Here is a 16,972-nt window from a genome sequence, read left to right on the forward strand (position 1 = left end):
GGTGAGGGTTGTGCTTACTGGTGTGGTGGGTGCTGGCGACGGCGCGCAAGCACTGTGCTGCGGGGTTCGTCTGGAGCACAGCGAAGATATTCAAAAGCTGAATCGTCAGACTTGCCCGACAGGGCGCGCCACGCACGGATCCTGATCGTCGGTAGCGGTAGCCCGGTCTCGCGGGCGAGCTGCGCCAGCGGTATCCAGCCGTCGAACGGTGAGTCTGGCGGGGTCGTGTTAGTCATCGGGTGCTCCTAACCGAAAAGGTCATCGAAATTTGGTTTTGCTGGGTTGCTTGTGATTACGAGCGGCGCGCGCTGCGCAGCGGCTTGCGCCGGCGTAGCGCCGATTGTCTCTGCAGCCCGCGCGGCAGGTACGGGCGGTAGCTCGCCGGGCGAGGCGGTGGTGAAGGCGGCGTCACCGAGGTCAAGGTCACCCAGGTCAAACTCGCCGAGGTCGGTGTCTGCCGTGTCCTGGTTCAGGATCTGCCCGAACGCGGGCACGATCTCCGGATTCTCGGCACCTACCTGCGGCGGCAACTGACCGGCGGCGCGCAGCTCACGGAACTCGCGATCCCAGCGGTCAAGCGTCGCGTCATCGGTGTATGGGAAGCGAACACGCTGCGGCTCGGGGAAGCCTTCGACGCGGACATAGCCGATGCCCGCGCTTCGGTAGCCGTTGCCCGGTGACGCCACGGGGATGAGATGCGCTTCTGCGCCAAAGTCCGTGGCACCGGTACCGAGGACGAGGTCCGTCTCTAGAGGCGTCTCGGTGCGCAGCGCAATACGCATCGGCAAGAACGGGCGGAGCTTGCCGACCATGTCCTTCTGTGGAGCCTGAACAGCACTCACAATCAGCACGTTCATTGAGCGCCCCTGGCTGGAAAGAAGCAGCAGGTTCGACATGACCTCGTTTGCTCGCTTTGAGTCAGTGTCGAGGGCTGTCAGTGCCGAAAGCTCGTCGATGAAGAGCACGATGAGTGGCTGCTCGCGGGTCACCGGCAGACTCCGCCCCTGCCCCTTACGCGCGTTCATTTTGTCGACCACGTCGGATACGAGGGCTGCCCAATCGTCAGGCGTGGTGGCCACCTGTTGGAACATCCCTCGCAGGCTTCCATCGTCAGCAATCGCTTCCGCACCTTTTGGGTCGATGGCGTAAATTTCGGCGAGCCCTTGGCGTGCTGACGGGAGCACGCCGGAGAGGATCGACCAGATGACCGAGCCTTTGCCTGAGCCGGTTTGACCGACAGTGAGTGTATGGAAGAGGCTGAACGGTACGGCCGCGCCGTCTTCGGTAATCGCGATTTCGAACGACTTCCAGCTAGTCGCCGGGTCCGTGTCGAGCGGGTGCTTCTCACGGAAGTCATCAAGCGTCAACATCGTCATCAACGGGTCACGGCGCTCGCGCATCGCGATCGACCCGGAAGTGTCGTCTACTGTGGTACGCCAAGAAAGATCCTTCTCCCGCGGAGCCACCGAAGCCTTGAGTTCAGCAGCAATCTTGCGGCGCGACACCCGGTCGGCGGCGAGTAGCTGGGGTGCGCTGAATTCGAGCATTCGGTGTCCGAGCATGTCAGTGGTCTGCTCGATACGAAGATCGTGCGGGTACGCCTTGAGCTGCGCGGCGATACGCTCGCGCACTGTGCGCAGGTCGTCGGCGAGCTTCGCAATGACCGCACGGCTCTCGAGCGGCAACCATTCGACCAGCGATGCCCCGTCGTGCTGGGTTGCCGCATACGCAGCGACAGCTTCAGCAGCGGAGGGTGAGGTGCCAGGTGCCAGCGTAAGCACGGTTGAGCTGTTCTCTCCCGATGTCTCATCGATGACGAGTCCGCCGGATAGCGCATCGAGGTGACGGCGGCTCTGGGTCGCGAGCGTCACTGGCTGGACGATGAGCGATCCATCAGCGATGACGACCTCGTAGCCGCTGTTTATCGCGGCGATGGTGCGATCAACCTGAGTTGGGTTAGCAGAGAGGCGTGCGCTTGCAGTCGCCGGCGTAGGGCGGATCGTAAAGGTGTCGCCCCTGTGTTGGATCCGCTCCGCCTCGCGGTCGTCAACGCCGAGTGCTTCCTTCAACAGGTCTGCGATCTCGCCACGCTTGGCTCGTTTGAATCCAGCGTGGCGAGCGGAGATCAGGAGAGCGACCCAGTACAGCACGCCTCCAACAGCAATCGCCGCTGCCGGCATCCACCACATGAGCGGAACTAAATCGGCGAGGAGGCTGCGGGTCGCTGGGATAACCGGGAGGAGGGCGACAGCGAATGCAAGCAGCGTCGGGATTAGAAGCGCCGGGATCTGCCAGAAGGCGGGGACGGTGAGCCTGGTCTGTGTGGCCTGGTCGAGGTATCGCAGGCGACGGCCGATGACAGTGACCGCAACGAAGGCGAGTGTGGCGATAACGATCAGCAGTGCTCCGAAATGAGCTGCGATGCTCGGAAGGAAAGCCCAGAGCGCCGCGCCAACAACCTGCCGGGCTTCTTGGGCAGAGGTGCGCGGGCGATGGCCGGTGGCTTTTTCGTAACGGGGGCTGTCGGCGAGCACCGTAACTGCGCCGGTGAGAAGGTAGGCAGCCCAGCGGATCGGCGTGAAGACCGCGCGGAAGATCGCGCTCACGGCGGAGCGCTTGGCCTGAGCTACGGCCATCTCGCGCATTGAGACTCCCACTGACTCCTCCTGACGTTGTTATCTACTGCTACACATACGGGTCATCTGATGGCGTCACGCCGCCAGCATCCGCTCCCCTGCCAACACATCGATCAGGTCAGGTCGGTATCCGCCCCACGCCTGCGCAAGCTCGCCGGACGCGTCACGCACGAGCACGAGCGGTGCCTGGATTACGGCCCCGAGCGCCATTGCCTGCGCCCGCAGTTCGTCGGACAGAGCGTCGGCTGGGCGGAGCTCATAGGCGAAGCCGAGTGAGGAGAGGAGCTTTTCGGTCAGGCGACACTGTATGCATGACGGACCGGCGGTGAAGATTGTGATTTGTTGTGTGGGCATGAAGATCTCCTTAGATAGGTGCGGGAAGGGGCCGGGGCGGAGGACACGACCACTCCGCCCCGGCGGTCTGGGGAGAGCTAGCGGACGACCAGCTCAGTGGTGCTCGACGGGGCGTACGGAAGCTGCTGCATCGCATCCGCACTCAGTCCAACGCTTGGATGAGCAACACCGCCTCCGATGGCGGGCGAGACGGTCAGCTCGCCGCGTTCATCGGTTACGACCTCGCGGACTTCCCTTGCCTCCGTCAGCATCTCCTTCTTCTCCTTGGAGAGCGCCTGCGAAGCCGCCCGGGATTCGGCAGCGAGAGGCGTAGCGTCGTATCGGGCCTGGATCTCGCGCATCTCAGTGCCCTGGGCGGGCATCGTGGCAAGCCACTGCTGTGCGGTGCCGCTGCCGTTGATGTAGGCCTGATACGCCTGATCGTAGGCCCGCTGTGCGGGGCGGTCCTGCGCGGCGAAGTAGGCAGCGGTTTCAGCCTGCGCGCGGTCATGGCGTGCTTGCGCCTGCTGGTAGCTCGAGGCTTCAGCGTTCGACGCGAAATCCGAGCCGCCAGGAAGCAGCTCGGGCCAGGCCGCGTCAACGAGTACGGTCTCGCCGGCTGCCTGCGCACCCGCCGCGGTTACGGTGATTGAGGCCTCAGTAGTCTGCGGGCCGATTCCGGCAGCATGGGCGGTGGACGGGATGAGAAGCGCGCCGAGAACGGCGGCTCCAGCGATGGCGGTAGCGCCGATGCGGCGCGTGATCTGGGGTTTTGTCTGGGTGGACATGTAGACTCTCCTAGTCTCTCTGCTGATGGGTGGAGGGTGAGGCCGGGACTCCGGTTGTGGGACTTGAGATCCCGGCCTCGTAGGACCGCGGGTGCTTGGGCCGAAAGAGGCTCCCCAGCCTGTGTTCCCTCGCGCCCGCGGTACTTTTTATGCGCTCCGGCGGCGGATGTGGCGCAGCAGCTGGCCACTCGCGAGCACGCCGCCAGCGGCAGCGAGGATCGCGCCGAGAGTGAGCGGGGCGGTGAGATCGGTGCCGGTCTGGATCAGCGGCGTCGGTGGCTCGATAGGGTCCTCAGGCTCCTCGACCGGCTCGTTCACGACCGTCACCGTCCAGCTGCCGTCATCGAGCTGCTCGGCGGTGTGCGGCGTCTCATCGAGCCGGAACCCGGCCGGGGCCTCAATCTCGGTTACGACGGGGGCGGTGATGTGAGCGATGTCCTGGGCTCCAGTCGCTCCATTGGTGCATGAGGCGTAGCCGACGACCTCGACGGCTGCCTGCCCATCCTCATCGGTAGTGACGGTGCTATGGGTCACCTGCTCGAAAGCGTCGATCCAGATTCTCTCGGTCGCGCGAGCGGCGGTAATGGCCGCCCGATCTGCGGCGTCGTACTCGGCTGCCGCATCTTTAGCGGCTGCAGTCGCGGCGGTCAGAGACGCGTGTGCATCCGCGATCTCGTCAGCACTCGGCCCGGCGGCGATCAGCGCATCGATCTCGGCGCGGATCTCTACGAGCACGGCCTCAGCGTCGGCGACAGCCTGAGTCGCGGTTTCGACCGCTGCCTGGGCGGCTGCGATCTCGACGGAGTCGCCGCCCCACTCGGCGGCAGTGAGGTGTTCCTGTGCTGTAGCGAGTACGTCCTGCGCCTCGCTGAGCGCGACGCTCTGCGAGGACTCCTGTTCGTAGAGGGCGGCGAGCTCAGGCGGCGACTGCGCACCTGCGTCAGCCAGCAGTTCGTCGAGGATCGCTTGAGCGTCAGCCCGAGCGGCCTGAGCGTCGTGGAGGACGGTACGGGCGTCGTCTGCCGCCTGGCGGGCTTCGTCAGAGGTGGTCTGAGCAGCGGAGAATTCGCCGTAGAGCGGGTTGGCTGCGAAGCCTGGCGAAAGCGGGGAGTTAACGTCCCAATGCTGGGCGTCAACCTGGAAGGTTGCATCGGCGAGAGGCCTGCCATCCAGATCGGTCTTCGCGATGAGGAGCGTCGTTGGGGCAGCGGTGCAGCCGCCAGCAGCAGCCTGCGCGGGGAGGGGCTGAGCGATGAGCGGGATGGTGATGGCAGTCGCTGCGACTGCGAGAGTCGCGAGACCAAAAGCGGTGCGGCGGGTGCGGGTGATGATTGACACGAGGTCCTCCTCTGCGGGTCGGGTGAGTTGGTAGCTGCCGTAGACCGTCAGAGGGTGAGTGTGAAATTTTCGATTGGTGGTAGCTGCGCATTGTAAGGTTGTTACCCCGGGCGCCGGCAGCTACCACACTTGACGGCGCGCCCGGGGTGATCTATCAGGGCGCCAGCGCTGGTGGGCTGAGCAGTGCCCCGTGCTCGCGGAGGTACGCGAAGAGCTCGTCGGCGATTCGTTTGGTCTCTGGATTCTCGACCTTCGCCTCCCTGCGACCGTAATCCGGGTGCCCGGCGAGCCACTGCTCGTAGGGGGTGCCATGCGGCGTCGAGCGGTCCCCTGACCAGCCCTGCGCCCAGTCCCGCTCGTTGATCGCGCGGGCGGCGGCCTGTTGCTCGTCGAGCTTCTCGTCTACGTAGGCGGCGACCGCCTCGTCAAGCGGGAGATCAGGGAAACGGTGCTCGGCGCGGGCACGGAGCTTGTCGATCTCGTGATCCCGCACGTAGGCGTACGGGGAGGCAACGTGTGGGAGGACGAGCACGCTCCAGCGCTCGTCAATCTCGGCTGCCTCGTAGAGATGTTCGGCGCGGGGCTGCGAGAGCTCGAAAGCGGCGGCGAGCTCCTCGATAATCTCGGCGGGAGTGTCGCGGTGGTCGCGCGGTGTGAGATTCATGTGCGTGCGTGTCATAGTGTCGTCTCTCCTGATCGTGCTGGTGACCTAGGCGGCTGCGGGCTCCGGAGGGGTGGTGCCAGCCTCGAGCAACTTGTTCACGTACCAGACAGGGATCATCCACCGACCACCGATCTTCGTAGCGGGAATACTGCCTTTGCGGCTCTTCTCGTAGATGGCAGTGCGCTCGAGGCCAAGAATGTCGGCCACGTCGTCCAGCGAGTACCACGCCCGCGGTAGCTCGGTAACCTTCTTAAGCATTTTCGCCAGTTCCTTCCAAGTTCTTTAAGTAATAGCATAGCGGACGTGCACACTAACGTCTAGTTTATTTCCACGAATTTCCGAGAATATTCCCGCTTGCCGTAATAAGCACGTCCTTGATCTGCACCGCCATTGCTCGTATAAGACGAGCAAGCACGTCGTCCGCAATTTCCTCCGGACAGACCGCTACGAGCTCATCGTGAATCGGTAGGACGAGGTAGTGACCGATCCCAGCTTCGAAAGCTCGGTCTATTCCGCCGACAAGCACGTCGCGCGCGCTTGATTGAATGGCATAATTTAGAGCGGTCGTAGCGACACGCTCTTTGTCTACCGGGATGCGGCGGCCGGAGGTCGGGACGTGCACGTATCCAAGGCGGGCAGCGTCGGCGCGGATCTGGTCGCCGTATGCCCTGATCTCTGGGTATGCGATGTCGAACTCGTCGAGGACCGAGTTCGCCTGCTCCACCTCGATGTCAGCCTGCTCCGCGAGGCGTTCCGCTCCGCCGCCATACACGGTCAGAAAATTCGCTGCCTTAGCGACCCGGCGCTGCTCCTCGCTCGGCTCGATTACGTTGAACAGGAGACAGGCTGTCTGCGTGTGCAGGTCGATCCCCTCGGCGATCGCCCGCTTCATCTGCCTCACGTCCGCGAGCGCGGCGAGCACTCGCAGTTCCACCTGGTCATAGTCCGCAGAGATGACGACCTCCCCAGGGCCGGCGACCAGGCAACGCCGAATTTCTGATCCGCCTCTCTTCGGAATTTGCTGCAGCGGAGGAGCCGACACGCTCATCCGTGCCGTCCGCGCTGCCTGCGGCCTGATGGTCGCGTGGATGCGGTCGTCGGTGCCGCGGTCGGAGAGTAGAGCTTTCGTATATGAGCGCGACTTTTCAGCGCGGCGGAAATGGACCACCGCCTCTGCTAGCTCATGTCCAGTGCTCTCCAGCGTGTCGTAGCTAAGACCGCCGCTCGGCACGTCAACGCCGATCGCATTGAGCACTGCGGAGACCTGTTGGTCGGAGCCCGGCGAGTGTACGCCCCACTGCTCACAAGTCGCGAGGGCCGCATCTGCCTCGGCGGCGAGCCGTTCATCCAGATTGGTTGCGTACTCTGCATCGACACGCATGCCTCGAAGGCTCATCTGCATGACCTGCAGCGCGAGACGGTGCTCGGTGCGGATCATCTCCTGACCACCAGGCAGTCGCAAGATCGCGCGCACCAGGTGACTCGAGAGCCAGAGCGCGGTCGTCGCGTTGACCCCGACCGTCGCCGCGGGCTTTTGGCCAGGGCGCGGCTCAATTTCCTGGCCGTCCGGGGTCACGGCCTCCACGGCCATCCCCTCAGCCATCGACTGGTGCAGCTCTGGGTCGCTCACCTCCATTCTGCGCACTGCGGCGCCAATCCAGTCTTCAGCCTTTGGGTAGCAAAGACTCGGACTGACGATACGCAGCAGCGTGAGCGAGTCGAGGACACGGTCCGCGAACTCTCCGGCTGGCACACCGAGGACGGCCCAGGCGGCTCGCACGAAAGAGTCAAGGTCGTGCACCGCAAGCTGCACGGACGGCGAGGTCAGTAGGGCTCGCGCTGTGTGCAGATTCTCGGTGACATCGAGGTCGAGATAGACCGGCGTCGAGGTACCGCGCACGACGATAACCGAGTACCAACCGGCCTCATTGATCTCCATGCCGATCCGCAGGCTCTCAGGGTTCTTGATCGCTTCGAAGAGTTCAATCGAGTTCATAACTATTCCTCTCACGCAGCCCAAGCAGCGAGGTCGAGGCCCGTCGATGCGGGCGGCTGGGTAGGTACCTCAACGCTCGAGGCCGGTTCAACGGTCGGCTGCAACTCGGGCGCTGAGACGGGCGCAGTTGCGGGTGCAACCAAGTGGCTCCGAAGGCCATAGAAATAATGAGTGCCGTTGCTGGGCCTGTCGACGAAACCGCGATTTCTGAGCTCCTTAAAGAAGTGGGTTTTCGACCACTTGTGGGGCTTACTCATACCCTCTTCTTCGAACCAGTTTTCGTATACCTTGTATGCGTCGGCTCGACTGATCCTGGAGTGTTCGTCGCGAATCAAGCGGTCTGAGAATAGCGGAGTGAGTGGGTCGAGATCCTCTCGAAGCGCCGCCGTGTCTGCCTTCACGGACTCCGGATGCTCCAAGTACCCGCGCGCTCGGTATCGGCGCGCGCCTTCGATCACCCAGGCGAGGATGCCGTCGCGCTCTTCGAGCAAGGCGTCTTTGAAACCCGGCGTAGTCGGGAAGGTCTCTGACCAGCGGACGTGCTTGAACCGGCGCCAAATGCCGTTCGACCGGTCCCCGAAATTTGGGACATCGTTGATGAATAGCTGAATGATGCCTTCGACCACGAACTCGCTCATCCGCTTCTCGTGGAGCGTGCGGGCTGAGATCGGGTCGCCGCCCGACGCACGCTTCATGAAAGCCTCATCCATGCGCGCGCCAGGCTTATTCTCTGACGCGAAGATCATCTTCGCGCCGCGCAACGCCATAAGTTGTGGGTTCGGCCCGCCCGGATTACCGTTCGGCTTGGCCTCAAAAAGCTCCATCGACGGGTTCGCTGTGTAATCGCCAAAAACGCTGGCTATGATCTCGAGCATCGTGCCCTTTCCGTTGCCGCCGGAACCGAAATGACCGATGATGACTTCCTCGCGGCCCATAGCGAAGAGGCTGGCACCGAGCACCTCCTGGAGATAGCCGGGGATCTCAGGGCGGGTGCGGTGCGCCTCAGCCAAGAATTTCTCCCACCCTGGGCACTTCGCCTCAGGGTCGTAAGACGCATCGACCTGACGCGTGAGACGCAGCTCGGGGTCGTGCGGAATCAAAGCGTCGCGCCGATAGTCATAGATCCCATTTCGGCAATTCAGGAGATGGGGGTGCGCGTCGAACGAGTCGGCGCGGGTGCCAGCGATGCGCGAGGCCATATTTACGAGCGCGCTCTGGCCGGCATCGGAGTTGAGGCGCTCGGAAATCTTGACGAGGCGCCGCGCGTCAGCCAGCTTCTCCTCGGCTTCGACGCGCTCCGGCGAGCCCTCGGGAAGTTTCGCGAGCTGCGCCGCGACGGCGTTCGCACCACGAGTCACGTCCCAGGTGAAATTCTCAACCACATCGGCAAGCTCGAGGCCCATGTGGCGAACGCGAACCGACTCATCGCGCTTCCAAACACCGGAAGCGTCAGAATAGGCGAGCCACTCACCGCTTTCCACGCACGCGAGGCGCTCCCCTCGGGACTCCGCATATGCGAGGAGCTGGCGGGCAGCGCCCTTCTCGTCGGGAGCCGCTTCGTTCATGTCCCAGCGGAAATCGAAGGCCTTCGTACCGCCTACAGCAAGGTCATTTAGGTTCTGGCTACCTGGTCGGACTACAAGAAGCTCACCCTGTGCAGCGACAAGGGCAGGCGGGGCAGGCGTCTGCGCGACCGCCACGGCTTCGGTCAGCCACGCACCGAAGAGCTCCGCGCCTTTTTCAGCGAACAGCTCGGACAGGTCATAGCCATCGGGCAGTACAAGCGCCGATGCGGTACCCGGGATCTTCGCGTTGAGCGCGGCAATCAGCCCGGCGGTCATCGACTGACCGGCGCGGTCTGCGTCTCCGGCGACAACGATCTTGCGACCGGCGGTCCAGTCGAGAATGTCGGCAATCAGAACGTCGGAGCGCTGGCCTGCGCCCGCCACCGAGATTGTGTCGAGTCCGCCCATGGTCGAGGCAGTCATGGCGTCGCCGGGGCCTTCAGCGACGATAACTGGAAGCCGGGCAGCGTTCGAGTTCGTGCCTGCCATCCAGGCGAGCGGTGACCATGACTCGGATTCAGAGGGCGAGGATGCGTTCAACCACTTCGCCTGCCCGTCGTACGAAGGATCGATGGCGCGCGCCTGGTAACCGCGCGCCACGCCTCGCGGCGTACGGAACGGCACAACGACGCGCGGCGATCCTGCCTTGCTCGGAAGCAGCCCAAGGCCAAGGTTGCGGGCGCGCTCAGCATCAACGCCAAAGCGGGACTCAACGTAGGCGAGCGCTTGCTGCGCGAGTGCGGTCGGTTCCGCGAGCTGGTCGGCGAAGAGGGAGAGTTCGACCTTAAGCTTAGCGACGCTCATGCCCCCGGCCGGTGTCTTCGAGGACGACTTACCGACGGTCGCAACGGTCTCAACAGGAACAAAGATCGACTTGAATTCGGCCATCGAGACCTTGATCGCCGAGAGAATCCGGCTCAGTCCGCAACCGTCCGTCTGGCACATCACGACGACGGGCTGGGTCGCGCCGAGCGATACGAGTAGCGAAGGCTTCGTATCCGCGTGGGCCGGGCAGAGAGCGGCCCAGCCACCCTTACGCTCCTCAACTTTCTCGAGTCGCGAGAGGAATTCCGTGATGTACACGAGCCCTGCCTTCCTAGTCCTTCACCCGGTTTAACCGAATAACACCAGCATAGACGATGTGCACACTTTCGTCTACTTTAGATGACGATCGCCGCGCATTGGTTCCGAGGGCAGAGAATGGTGCCCGGATAGGATCGAGTTCATGACTTCCACCCATCGCTCCGTAGATGCGCTCGTCGCCGCGCTTAATGAGCTGCGCGAGCTCGAAGAAGCCATCGAGCAGAAGCGCGACGACGTAGAAGCCGCGGTGCGCGCGGCCCGCTTCAAGGATCAGGTTCCGTGGGAGGCGCTCGTCGAGGCGACCGGCGAAAGTCGGCATCGCCTCCGCTGGTATGCGCATCGGAGCTCCGAGGCAACCAAGCGAGCGCAGAAGACCGCGGCCGAACGCCAACGTGCCCTTCGAGAGAAGGGTGCACCCGCGGTGGGCGTCGGAGCCAGCGAGGCCGCAGCGCTTCTCGGAATCGGCCGCGCGCGCCTCTACCAGCTCGTCGGCGATGCCGAATCCGGCGAAGTCCGCGGCCTCCGCTTCGAGTTGGTCAACGGGCGGAAGCGGTTCTTCCCGCAGGACTAGCACGCGGCGCTCCCCGCGAGCCAAGCCGCGCAGTCGGCGACCTCTGCCAGGACAACGAGGTCGTGCGCCGGATAGTCGGTGGGTGGCGCGTCGAGCCATGCGTCGAGCTCGCGTAGGTTCAGTCCGGTCTCGCTTGACCAGCGCTCGAGGGTCGCGGTCGCACCGAGGAGAGTAGCGGCCTGGCAGAGATTCAGCTCAGTGGATGTCATGCACTTGTTACGAGCGGCGACCGGCCAAAGCGGCCGTTTTCGTTGAATCCCGGGCGTGTCGTAAGTTCGTGGGTTGGCCGGCGGAACCGGACTCCGAAAACCCGAAAGTGTAAAAGTGCAGAACTTTTCCAACATCTTTTTCTATATAGCTTCAGGAGGGCCTTCCGGAGGCTCTATTTTTTCTAGAAAAGAATTTGGAAATAAAGTGCACTTTTACACTTTTGGGGAATAGAACCGCGGAATCATGCGGATTTTGCAGTGCAAAAGTCAGTGTAAAAGTCGCTTTCACTTTTGCACTTTTACACTGCCGAAAGGCGATTTTGAACTCCGGTGACCGTTATCGAGCCGACGCCACGCCCGTGGTCCGACGACGAGGGCGGTCAGCGACGAGCGAAAAGTGCACCTTTCAGCCTGAAAAGTGCACTTTATAGAGGGCCGAGTGTAAAAGTTGCACTGACTTTTGCACTGCCATATCCTGCGCAATCCGGCTATCTGGATGGACACCGACGCGATCGTTAAGACCTATTTTGAGAGCCAGCGAGCGACCGTCCTGGCAAAAGTGGGATGGAAGGCGTTATGAGGCTAGATCAGCTGTCCAGCACTGCGACATCTACCCCAACCCGCTGTTCGTGAACCGGAGCTCCTCGTTAGTGTATCTGTGGATGCGAGTAACCCTCAGGCGGTCAGCTGCAAACTCCAGAGCCTCACCCTCGACCCCCAAGTGCTGCACCATTAGCAACGTCACGATCACTGCCGTTGCGTCGCGCAGCGCCCTTAGCCCTAGACCGGTCATGAATGCCCGATGAGCAGCCCTCTGCTCAGACGAATGTGCGACCAGATTCCGATGCCGCTTCAGCGACTTGATCCATGACCCACGGTCGATTCGGAGTGTCTCCCAGACTTCGCTTGGGAGGAGCTCTGAGACTGCCACGACGCGAGGTTCAAATGGCACGGTATTCGTGATCTGAAACGAATCGGGGAGTTCAAGTTCGGAAAGGGCTCCTTGTACTGCCTGGAACTGCTCCTTGGTCAACAGGTTCGGAACATCTGCCCACTCGTCTCCAAGGCGATCTAGGACCGTCGCCAAGAAAACGAAATCTGATTCCACATACCCTGGCTGCGCGATAATACCGGCCACTGTCTGTGGTAGCGGCCGGAGCTTGTCACTCATCTCCCACCACTTGGTGATTGCGTTCTGGGTATTCTCGTTCCCGAGTCGGAGCGGGAAGTCTCGGTAATCACGCTTCGGCGCGTTTCCTGGCTTCATGAACTGGCGAGCGAAGATGCTCGATTCCGCCCCACTTTCTGTTCTCCCGGTCATCGACAGCTGCGCCACGGGACGCTGCGCCGCGAACGTCAAGAGCCTACGGAACGCCTCGAGCTGTATTTCGAAATGCTCGATTGGAGCTGGGGTTTCGACCGTCAGTTGCACGGAGTCGCCCTCGAAGATAAGGGACATCTCTGGCGCGCTCTCAAGAGCAGGAAGTTTCAGTGGCGTTCTCGGTGAACGTTGAGCCCCGTCGCGGTGATACCAGCTAGAAAGTTGCTTTGCATACTGATAGGTGCACCGTACCTCGACATAGCTTTCATCGGGGTGCGAGGTGCCGACCCGCAAGTCTTGCACTCGGATGTACTGACGGCCTCCTTTCCAGAAGTCCGGACCCTTCAAGTAGATCGGCGACGATCCGTAGAAACCTCGAAACTCTTTCAGTTGCGCAGCGCTACTCCCTGGTTGTGTGCCGCCTGACCAACTTGTTTCTGACTCAAACCAGTAGTCACCCTTCTCGTCCAAGGTGATCGCTCCGTCCAGAGGCGAATCATCAATTTCACCCGTGACTACAAGAGGGAACGTGATATTAGGAGGCGCATCAAGCATGTGTTTATCCTTCCATTCCCGCTGACCCGCCGAAGTCGCCACCGGCATTCAGCCATGCGGCGGCCTCGCTGATCATTGAGTCAGCCCTGGCGCTATGTGCGGGTAGCCCGCTCGCCGTAAGAAGCTACCCACCCGGCAGAGTACTCAACGCAAGTAGTGGGGTCAGCAAAAAGCTCGCCCAATCGATCCGGCGTGATTCTGCCAGTCGCAGCTCCTTCGAGGTAATAGCCAGGCTTGCTCACTCTCGTGGAGGCTTGCAGGTACTCTCTGCGCTCGAGTTGAGGCGAATACTTGCCGCTCGTCCTGACGCTTACACCGAAGTGCTGGATTGAGCTCATTCCGCCAGCCTATCTACGGCCTTGCCGATAAAGGAGTGCAGCCCTGGATCGCCTTCGGGGAAAGGGATTCAGGGCTGCACGGGGTGCCGTCTCATGATCGAAGGTGGGGTTGTCATGACCCTGGGAGAATTCGATCAGACGGCGTTGACACCACACCTGCGACGCGGGGAAGCTTCGCGCAAGGGGGGAGTTTGCGAAGATGCGCCGCTAGGTGTGGTGAGTCTGAGGGTTTGGCCGCGAAGATATCGCGACGAGGTGGGGTGCCAGCCCCGGATCAGCATGTGAGCTGAGCGCCGGGGCTGGCACTTCACCTGATGGAGGCTAGCTCAGCTGAGCGGTCGCCTCGGTTGTTACCGCGCGGCGCTTGCGCACCAGGAGCAGCACTCCGCCGGCAAGGAGCAGGCCGGCCGCGAGGAAGCCCACGGTACCGAAGCCCTGCCCGCCGGTGACAGCGAGGGCTCCGACGGTGATCTTCTCATCGTCATCTGCCTGCACTGGGTCTCCGCTGGGCGGGTTGCCGGTGGCGGTGGCGTGGTTGTCCACATACCCGCGATCACGGTCGGCGCTGGTGAGCTTGTAGCTCGCCGCAGCTGTCACCTGCTCACCCGGAGCCAGCACGCCGGCTTCGCCCGGCCAGGAGCCGTAGGTGATCTCCGACAGGCCCTTGAGCTCATCGGTGATCTCCACCCCGGTGAGGGTGACGTTGCCGGTGTTGGTGACAGTGAAGGTGTATGCGATCTGGTCGCCGTTCAGCTTCCCGGTCTTCACGAGGGTAATAGCCGGCGCCTGGGGCAGCGGTGTGTTCTCCTCGTCCGGATCCTCTACGGGGTCGCCCGTGGGAGGCGTGCCGGTGACGAGTGCGTGGTTATCGACACTACCAGCGTCCACGTCAGCCTGCGTCAGCGTGTAGCTCGCCGTCGCAGTCACCTGCTCACCCGGAGCGAGGACACCGACTTCACCCGGCCAGGTGTACACAATCTCCGACAGGCCTTCCAGCTCGTCAGTGATCGACACATCGGTCAAGGTGACGTTGCCGGTGTTCGTAGCGGTGAAGGTGTAGTTCACCTGATCGCCCGCGACGGACCCTGCACCCTGGGGAAGGCTGCTCGACTTCAGCAGATCGATTGCCGGACCAGGGGTCACAGGTACAGTCACGTCGTCCTCGTCCTCCACCGGGTCGCCCGTGGGCGGGTTGCCAGTGGTGGTCGCGATGTTGTCGACGCTTCCTGCGTTCACGTCTGCCTGCGTCAGCACGTAGCTTGCAGTCGCGGTGACCTGCTCACCCGGAGCGAGGACACCGGCAGCACCGGGCCACTCGCCGATCGTGATCTCCGACAGGCCTTCCAGGTCGTCGGTGATCGTGACGCCGGTCAGAGTGACGTTGCCGGTGTTGGTGACGGTGAACGTGTAGTTCACGGTGTCACCTGCTGCGCCTGCGCCGTCGAGGGTCCCGGTCTTCACCAGGTCGATGACGGGCAGCTGCGGGAGCGGCACGTCCTCTTCGTCGTCGTCCTCCACCGGGTCGCCCGTGGGCGGGTTGCCAGTGGTGGTCGCCGAGTTGTGGACGTTACCTGCATCGATATCGGCCTGCGTCAGAGCGTAGTTCGCGGTCGCAGTGACCTGCTCACCCGGTGCGAGGACACCAGCTTCGTTAGGCCAGGTGTAGACGATCTCCGACAGGCCTTCCAGCTCATCGCTGATCGTGACGCCCGTGAGGGTGACATTGCCAGTGTTGGTGGCAGTGAACTCGTACTCGATCAGGTCGCCCGGAACGACGGTTGCGCCGTCTTCAAGACCGCCGGTCTTCACCAGTTCGATGCCGGGTGCGGGATCCACGGGGATGATCTCAATGTCATCGTCCTCCACCGGGTCGCCGGTGGGCGGGTTGCCCGTGGTGGTCGCGGTGTTCTCAACCTGGCCTGCGTTCACATCAGCCTGGGTCAGAACGTAGCTTGCCGTAGCAGCGACCTGCTCGCCTGGCGCGAGGACACCGGTTTCGCCCGGCCACTCACCGTAGGTGACCTCGGACAGGCCTTCGAGCTCGTCCGTGATAGACACGTCCGTGAGGGTCACGTTCCCGGTGTTGGTTGCGGTGAACGTGTATTCGACAGTGTCGCCTGCCTGGCCGGTTGCGCCCTCTGCGAGCGCACCGGTCTTGACGAGGCTGATCGCGGCCGCCGGATCAACCGGAACCGTTACGTCGTCTTCGTCTTCCACCGGGTCGCCCGTGGGCGGGTTGCCGGTCGTGGTCGCGACGTTGTCAACGCCGCCTGCGTTCACATCTGCCTGAGTGAGGACGTAGCTCGCCGTAGCCGTGACCTGCTCTCCGGGCTGAAGCACGCCAGCCTCGCCGGGCCAAGTACCGAAGACGATCTCCGAGAGCCCTTCGAGCTCGTCAATAACGGTCACATCAGTGAGGACAACATCGCCGGTGTTCGTCACCGTGAACTCGTAGTCCACCGTGTCGCCCGCAACGCCCGAACCGCGGAGCGTGCCAGTCTTCACCAGATCAATTGCCGGGTTGTCGGGAAGGACAACTTCTGCATCGTCCTCATCGGTGACCGGAGGACCCGTGGGCGGGTTACCTGACACAGTCGCCGAGTTCTGGATGATCTTGTTGTCGACGTCCGATTCGATGATCGTGTACGTCGCGGTTGCAGTCACCTGCTGACCAGGCGCAAGCACGCCGGCTTCACCGGGCCACGAGTAGATGAGATCAGACAGGCCCGGCTTCGGGTCAGTGATCACGACATCCGTCAGCGTGAGAATACCTGTGTTAGTAGCGGTGAACGAGTATTCGACCGTATCGCCCGCTACACCAGCGTCGCCTTCGGCAAGAACCCCGGTCTTAACGAGGTTGATCGCGGGAGCTGCGGCGCAATTCTCAGCAATCAATTCCAGAAGAATATCGGAAAGGCCTTCGAAGTTGGACGTCAGATAGTCGCTGCCTTCTACCGGCCCCGAGACCTGCGACATATGCTCACGGAACTCGTCCATGTTGGAGATATTGTCCGTGAGCCCAACCCCAACGATTCGTGTGCCAGCTGCCTTGAGCGAGTTCGCACTCTCTACTGCAGCAGTGATGATCGGAACGTTGGTAAAGTCGATCTCCCCTGCAGGGTTACCTGCTTGAGTCGGGGAACCGTCAGTAACAAAGAGCAGCGCATCATACGATTCAGGGGTCGCTTCAACCGCAGCGAACGCCTGGTCCCAGTTCGTAGCACGTTGATCTGACGCGCCCCTCTGGAAACCTTGCAGCCAGTTCGACATACTGTCAATTCCAGCATCATCAAGAGCCGTCAAAGGCAGTGGCGCGTTCCTCGGATCATCGCTTGCCGGCGCGTTCGAGGCAAAATTGTGTAGCGACAGCCGCACCGGATAGTCACTAAGCGATTCGGCAAGCTCGGCAACGCCATCGCGCATCAACTGAAGCTGTGGGTCCTTGACTGAGCTAGACAGGTCAAGGCTCACTGCAAGGTCGAGCGCGCATTGCGCAGGCATTGCCGGGTTCGGAGCCGGGTCAATCTCCGACTGCACCGCCTGGGCAGCCGTAACGCTGCCGAATATCATCAGCG

Annotated in this window: 13 protein-coding genes; 1 reads left to right on the forward strand and 12 read right to left on the reverse strand. The window is 62.5% G+C overall.

The features are described from left to right. Positions 1-14: 14 nt before the first annotated feature. From BJ960_RS08655 to BJ960_RS08695, 9 genes are all read right to left on the reverse strand, one after another. The gene (locus BJ960_RS08655) at positions 15-236 is read right to left on the reverse strand and encodes a hypothetical protein (protein WP_185986979.1); all 222 of its coding nucleotides are present in this window, start codon (positions 234-236) and stop codon (positions 15-17) included. A gap of 9 nt (positions 237-245) precedes the next feature. Further along, positions 246-2,657: an FtsK/SpoIIIE domain-containing protein gene (locus BJ960_RS08660; RefSeq protein ID WP_185986980.1), complete on the reverse strand. Its 2,412-nt coding sequence runs from the start codon at positions 2,655-2,657 to the stop codon at positions 246-248. Between the two features lie 54 nt (positions 2,658-2,711). Continuing rightward, positions 2,712-2,990, reverse strand: a complete 279-nt coding sequence (locus BJ960_RS08665; RefSeq protein ID WP_185986981.1) for a glutaredoxin family protein — start codon at positions 2,988-2,990, stop codon at positions 2,712-2,714. A 77-nt stretch (positions 2,991-3,067) separates the two neighbouring features. After that, the gene (locus tag BJ960_RS08670) at positions 3,068-3,757 is read right to left on the reverse strand and encodes a hypothetical protein (RefSeq protein WP_185986982.1); all 690 of its coding nucleotides are present in this window, start codon (positions 3,755-3,757) and stop codon (positions 3,068-3,070) included. A 147-nt stretch (positions 3,758-3,904) separates the two neighbouring features. Further along, positions 3,905-5,095 carry a prealbumin-like fold domain-containing protein gene (locus BJ960_RS08675; protein WP_185986983.1) on the reverse strand — a complete coding sequence of 397 codons (1,191 nt, stop codon included), beginning with the start codon at positions 5,093-5,095 and terminating at the stop codon, positions 3,905-3,907. Positions 5,096-5,249: 154 nt separating this feature from the next. Further along, on the reverse strand, positions 5,250-5,774 hold the full coding sequence (locus BJ960_RS08680) for a hypothetical protein (RefSeq protein ID WP_185986984.1): 525 nt from the start codon (positions 5,772-5,774) through the stop codon (positions 5,250-5,252). A gap of 30 nt (positions 5,775-5,804) precedes the next feature. Further along, positions 5,805-6,017, reverse strand: a complete 213-nt coding sequence (locus BJ960_RS08685; RefSeq protein WP_185986985.1) for a helix-turn-helix domain-containing protein — start codon at positions 6,015-6,017, stop codon at positions 5,805-5,807. A 64-nt stretch (positions 6,018-6,081) separates the two neighbouring features. After that, complete coding sequence (locus BJ960_RS08690) at positions 6,082-7,755, reverse strand: DNA polymerase A family protein (protein ID WP_185986986.1); 1,674 nt, start codon at positions 7,753-7,755, stop codon at positions 6,082-6,084. A gap of 11 nt (positions 7,756-7,766) precedes the next feature. After that, positions 7,767-10,403 carry a phage/plasmid primase, P4 family gene (locus BJ960_RS08695; protein WP_185986987.1) on the reverse strand — a complete coding sequence of 879 codons (2,637 nt, stop codon included), beginning with the start codon at positions 10,401-10,403 and terminating at the stop codon, positions 7,767-7,769. 142 nt (positions 10,404-10,545) lie between these two features. Between BJ960_RS08695 and BJ960_RS08700 the strand changes: the two genes are divergently transcribed. Further along, positions 10,546-10,974, forward strand: a complete 429-nt coding sequence (locus tag BJ960_RS08700) for a hypothetical protein (protein WP_185986988.1) — start codon at positions 10,546-10,548, stop codon at positions 10,972-10,974. Here BJ960_RS08700 and BJ960_RS08705 read toward each other — a convergent pair. The 3 genes from BJ960_RS08705 to BJ960_RS08715 form a co-directional block, all read right to left on the reverse strand. Beyond that, entirely contained in the window at positions 10,971-11,183 is a 213-nt protein-coding gene (locus tag BJ960_RS08705) for a hypothetical protein (RefSeq protein ID WP_185986989.1), read from the reverse strand. The two genes, BJ960_RS08700 and BJ960_RS08705, sit on opposite strands and share 4 nt — an antisense overlap. Positions 11,184-11,793: 610 nt before the next feature. After that, entirely contained in the window at positions 11,794-13,059 is a 1,266-nt protein-coding gene (locus BJ960_RS08710; protein WP_185986990.1) for a hypothetical protein, read from the reverse strand. Between the two features lie 659 nt (positions 13,060-13,718). After that, on the reverse strand, positions 13,719-16,292 hold the full coding sequence (locus BJ960_RS08715; RefSeq protein WP_185986991.1) for a DUF7507 domain-containing protein: 2,574 nt from the start codon (positions 16,290-16,292) through the stop codon (positions 13,719-13,721). Between the last annotated feature and the right edge of the window lie 680 nt (positions 16,293-16,972).

The sequence above is a fragment of the Leucobacter aridicollis genome, from assembly GCF_013409595.1.
GTDB lineage: Bacteria > Actinomycetota > Actinomycetes > Actinomycetales > Microbacteriaceae > Leucobacter > Leucobacter aridicollis.

Excerpts from the sequence above, each read along its gene's own strand:
- BJ960_RS08655 (WP_185986979.1), bottom strand. The coding sequence starts at position 236 with ATGACTAACACGACCCCGCCAGACTCACCGTTCGACGGCTGGATACCG.
- BJ960_RS08665 (WP_185986981.1), bottom strand. The coding sequence starts at position 2,990 with ATGCCCACACAACAAATCACAATCTTCACCGCCGGTCCGTCATGCATA.
- BJ960_RS08670 (WP_185986982.1), bottom strand. The coding sequence starts at position 3,757 with ATGTCCACCCAGACAAAACCCCAGATCACGCGCCGCATCGGCGCTACC.
- BJ960_RS08680 (WP_185986984.1), bottom strand. The coding sequence starts at position 5,774 with ATGACACGCACGCACATGAATCTCACACCGCGCGACCACCGCGACACT.
- BJ960_RS08685 (WP_185986985.1), bottom strand. The coding sequence starts at position 6,017 with ATGCTTAAGAAGGTTACCGAGCTACCGCGGGCGTGGTACTCGCTGGAC.
- BJ960_RS08690 (WP_185986986.1), bottom strand. The coding sequence starts at position 7,755 with ATGAACTCGATTGAACTCTTCGAAGCGATCAAGAACCCTGAGAGCCTG.
- BJ960_RS08700 (WP_185986988.1), top strand. The coding sequence starts at position 10,546 with ATGACTTCCACCCATCGCTCCGTAGATGCGCTCGTCGCCGCGCTTAAT.
- BJ960_RS08705 (WP_185986989.1), bottom strand. The coding sequence starts at position 11,183 with ATGACATCCACTGAGCTGAATCTCTGCCAGGCCGCTACTCTCCTCGGT.
- BJ960_RS08710 (WP_185986990.1), bottom strand. The coding sequence starts at position 13,059 with ATGCTTGATGCGCCTCCTAATATCACGTTCCCTCTTGTAGTCACGGGT.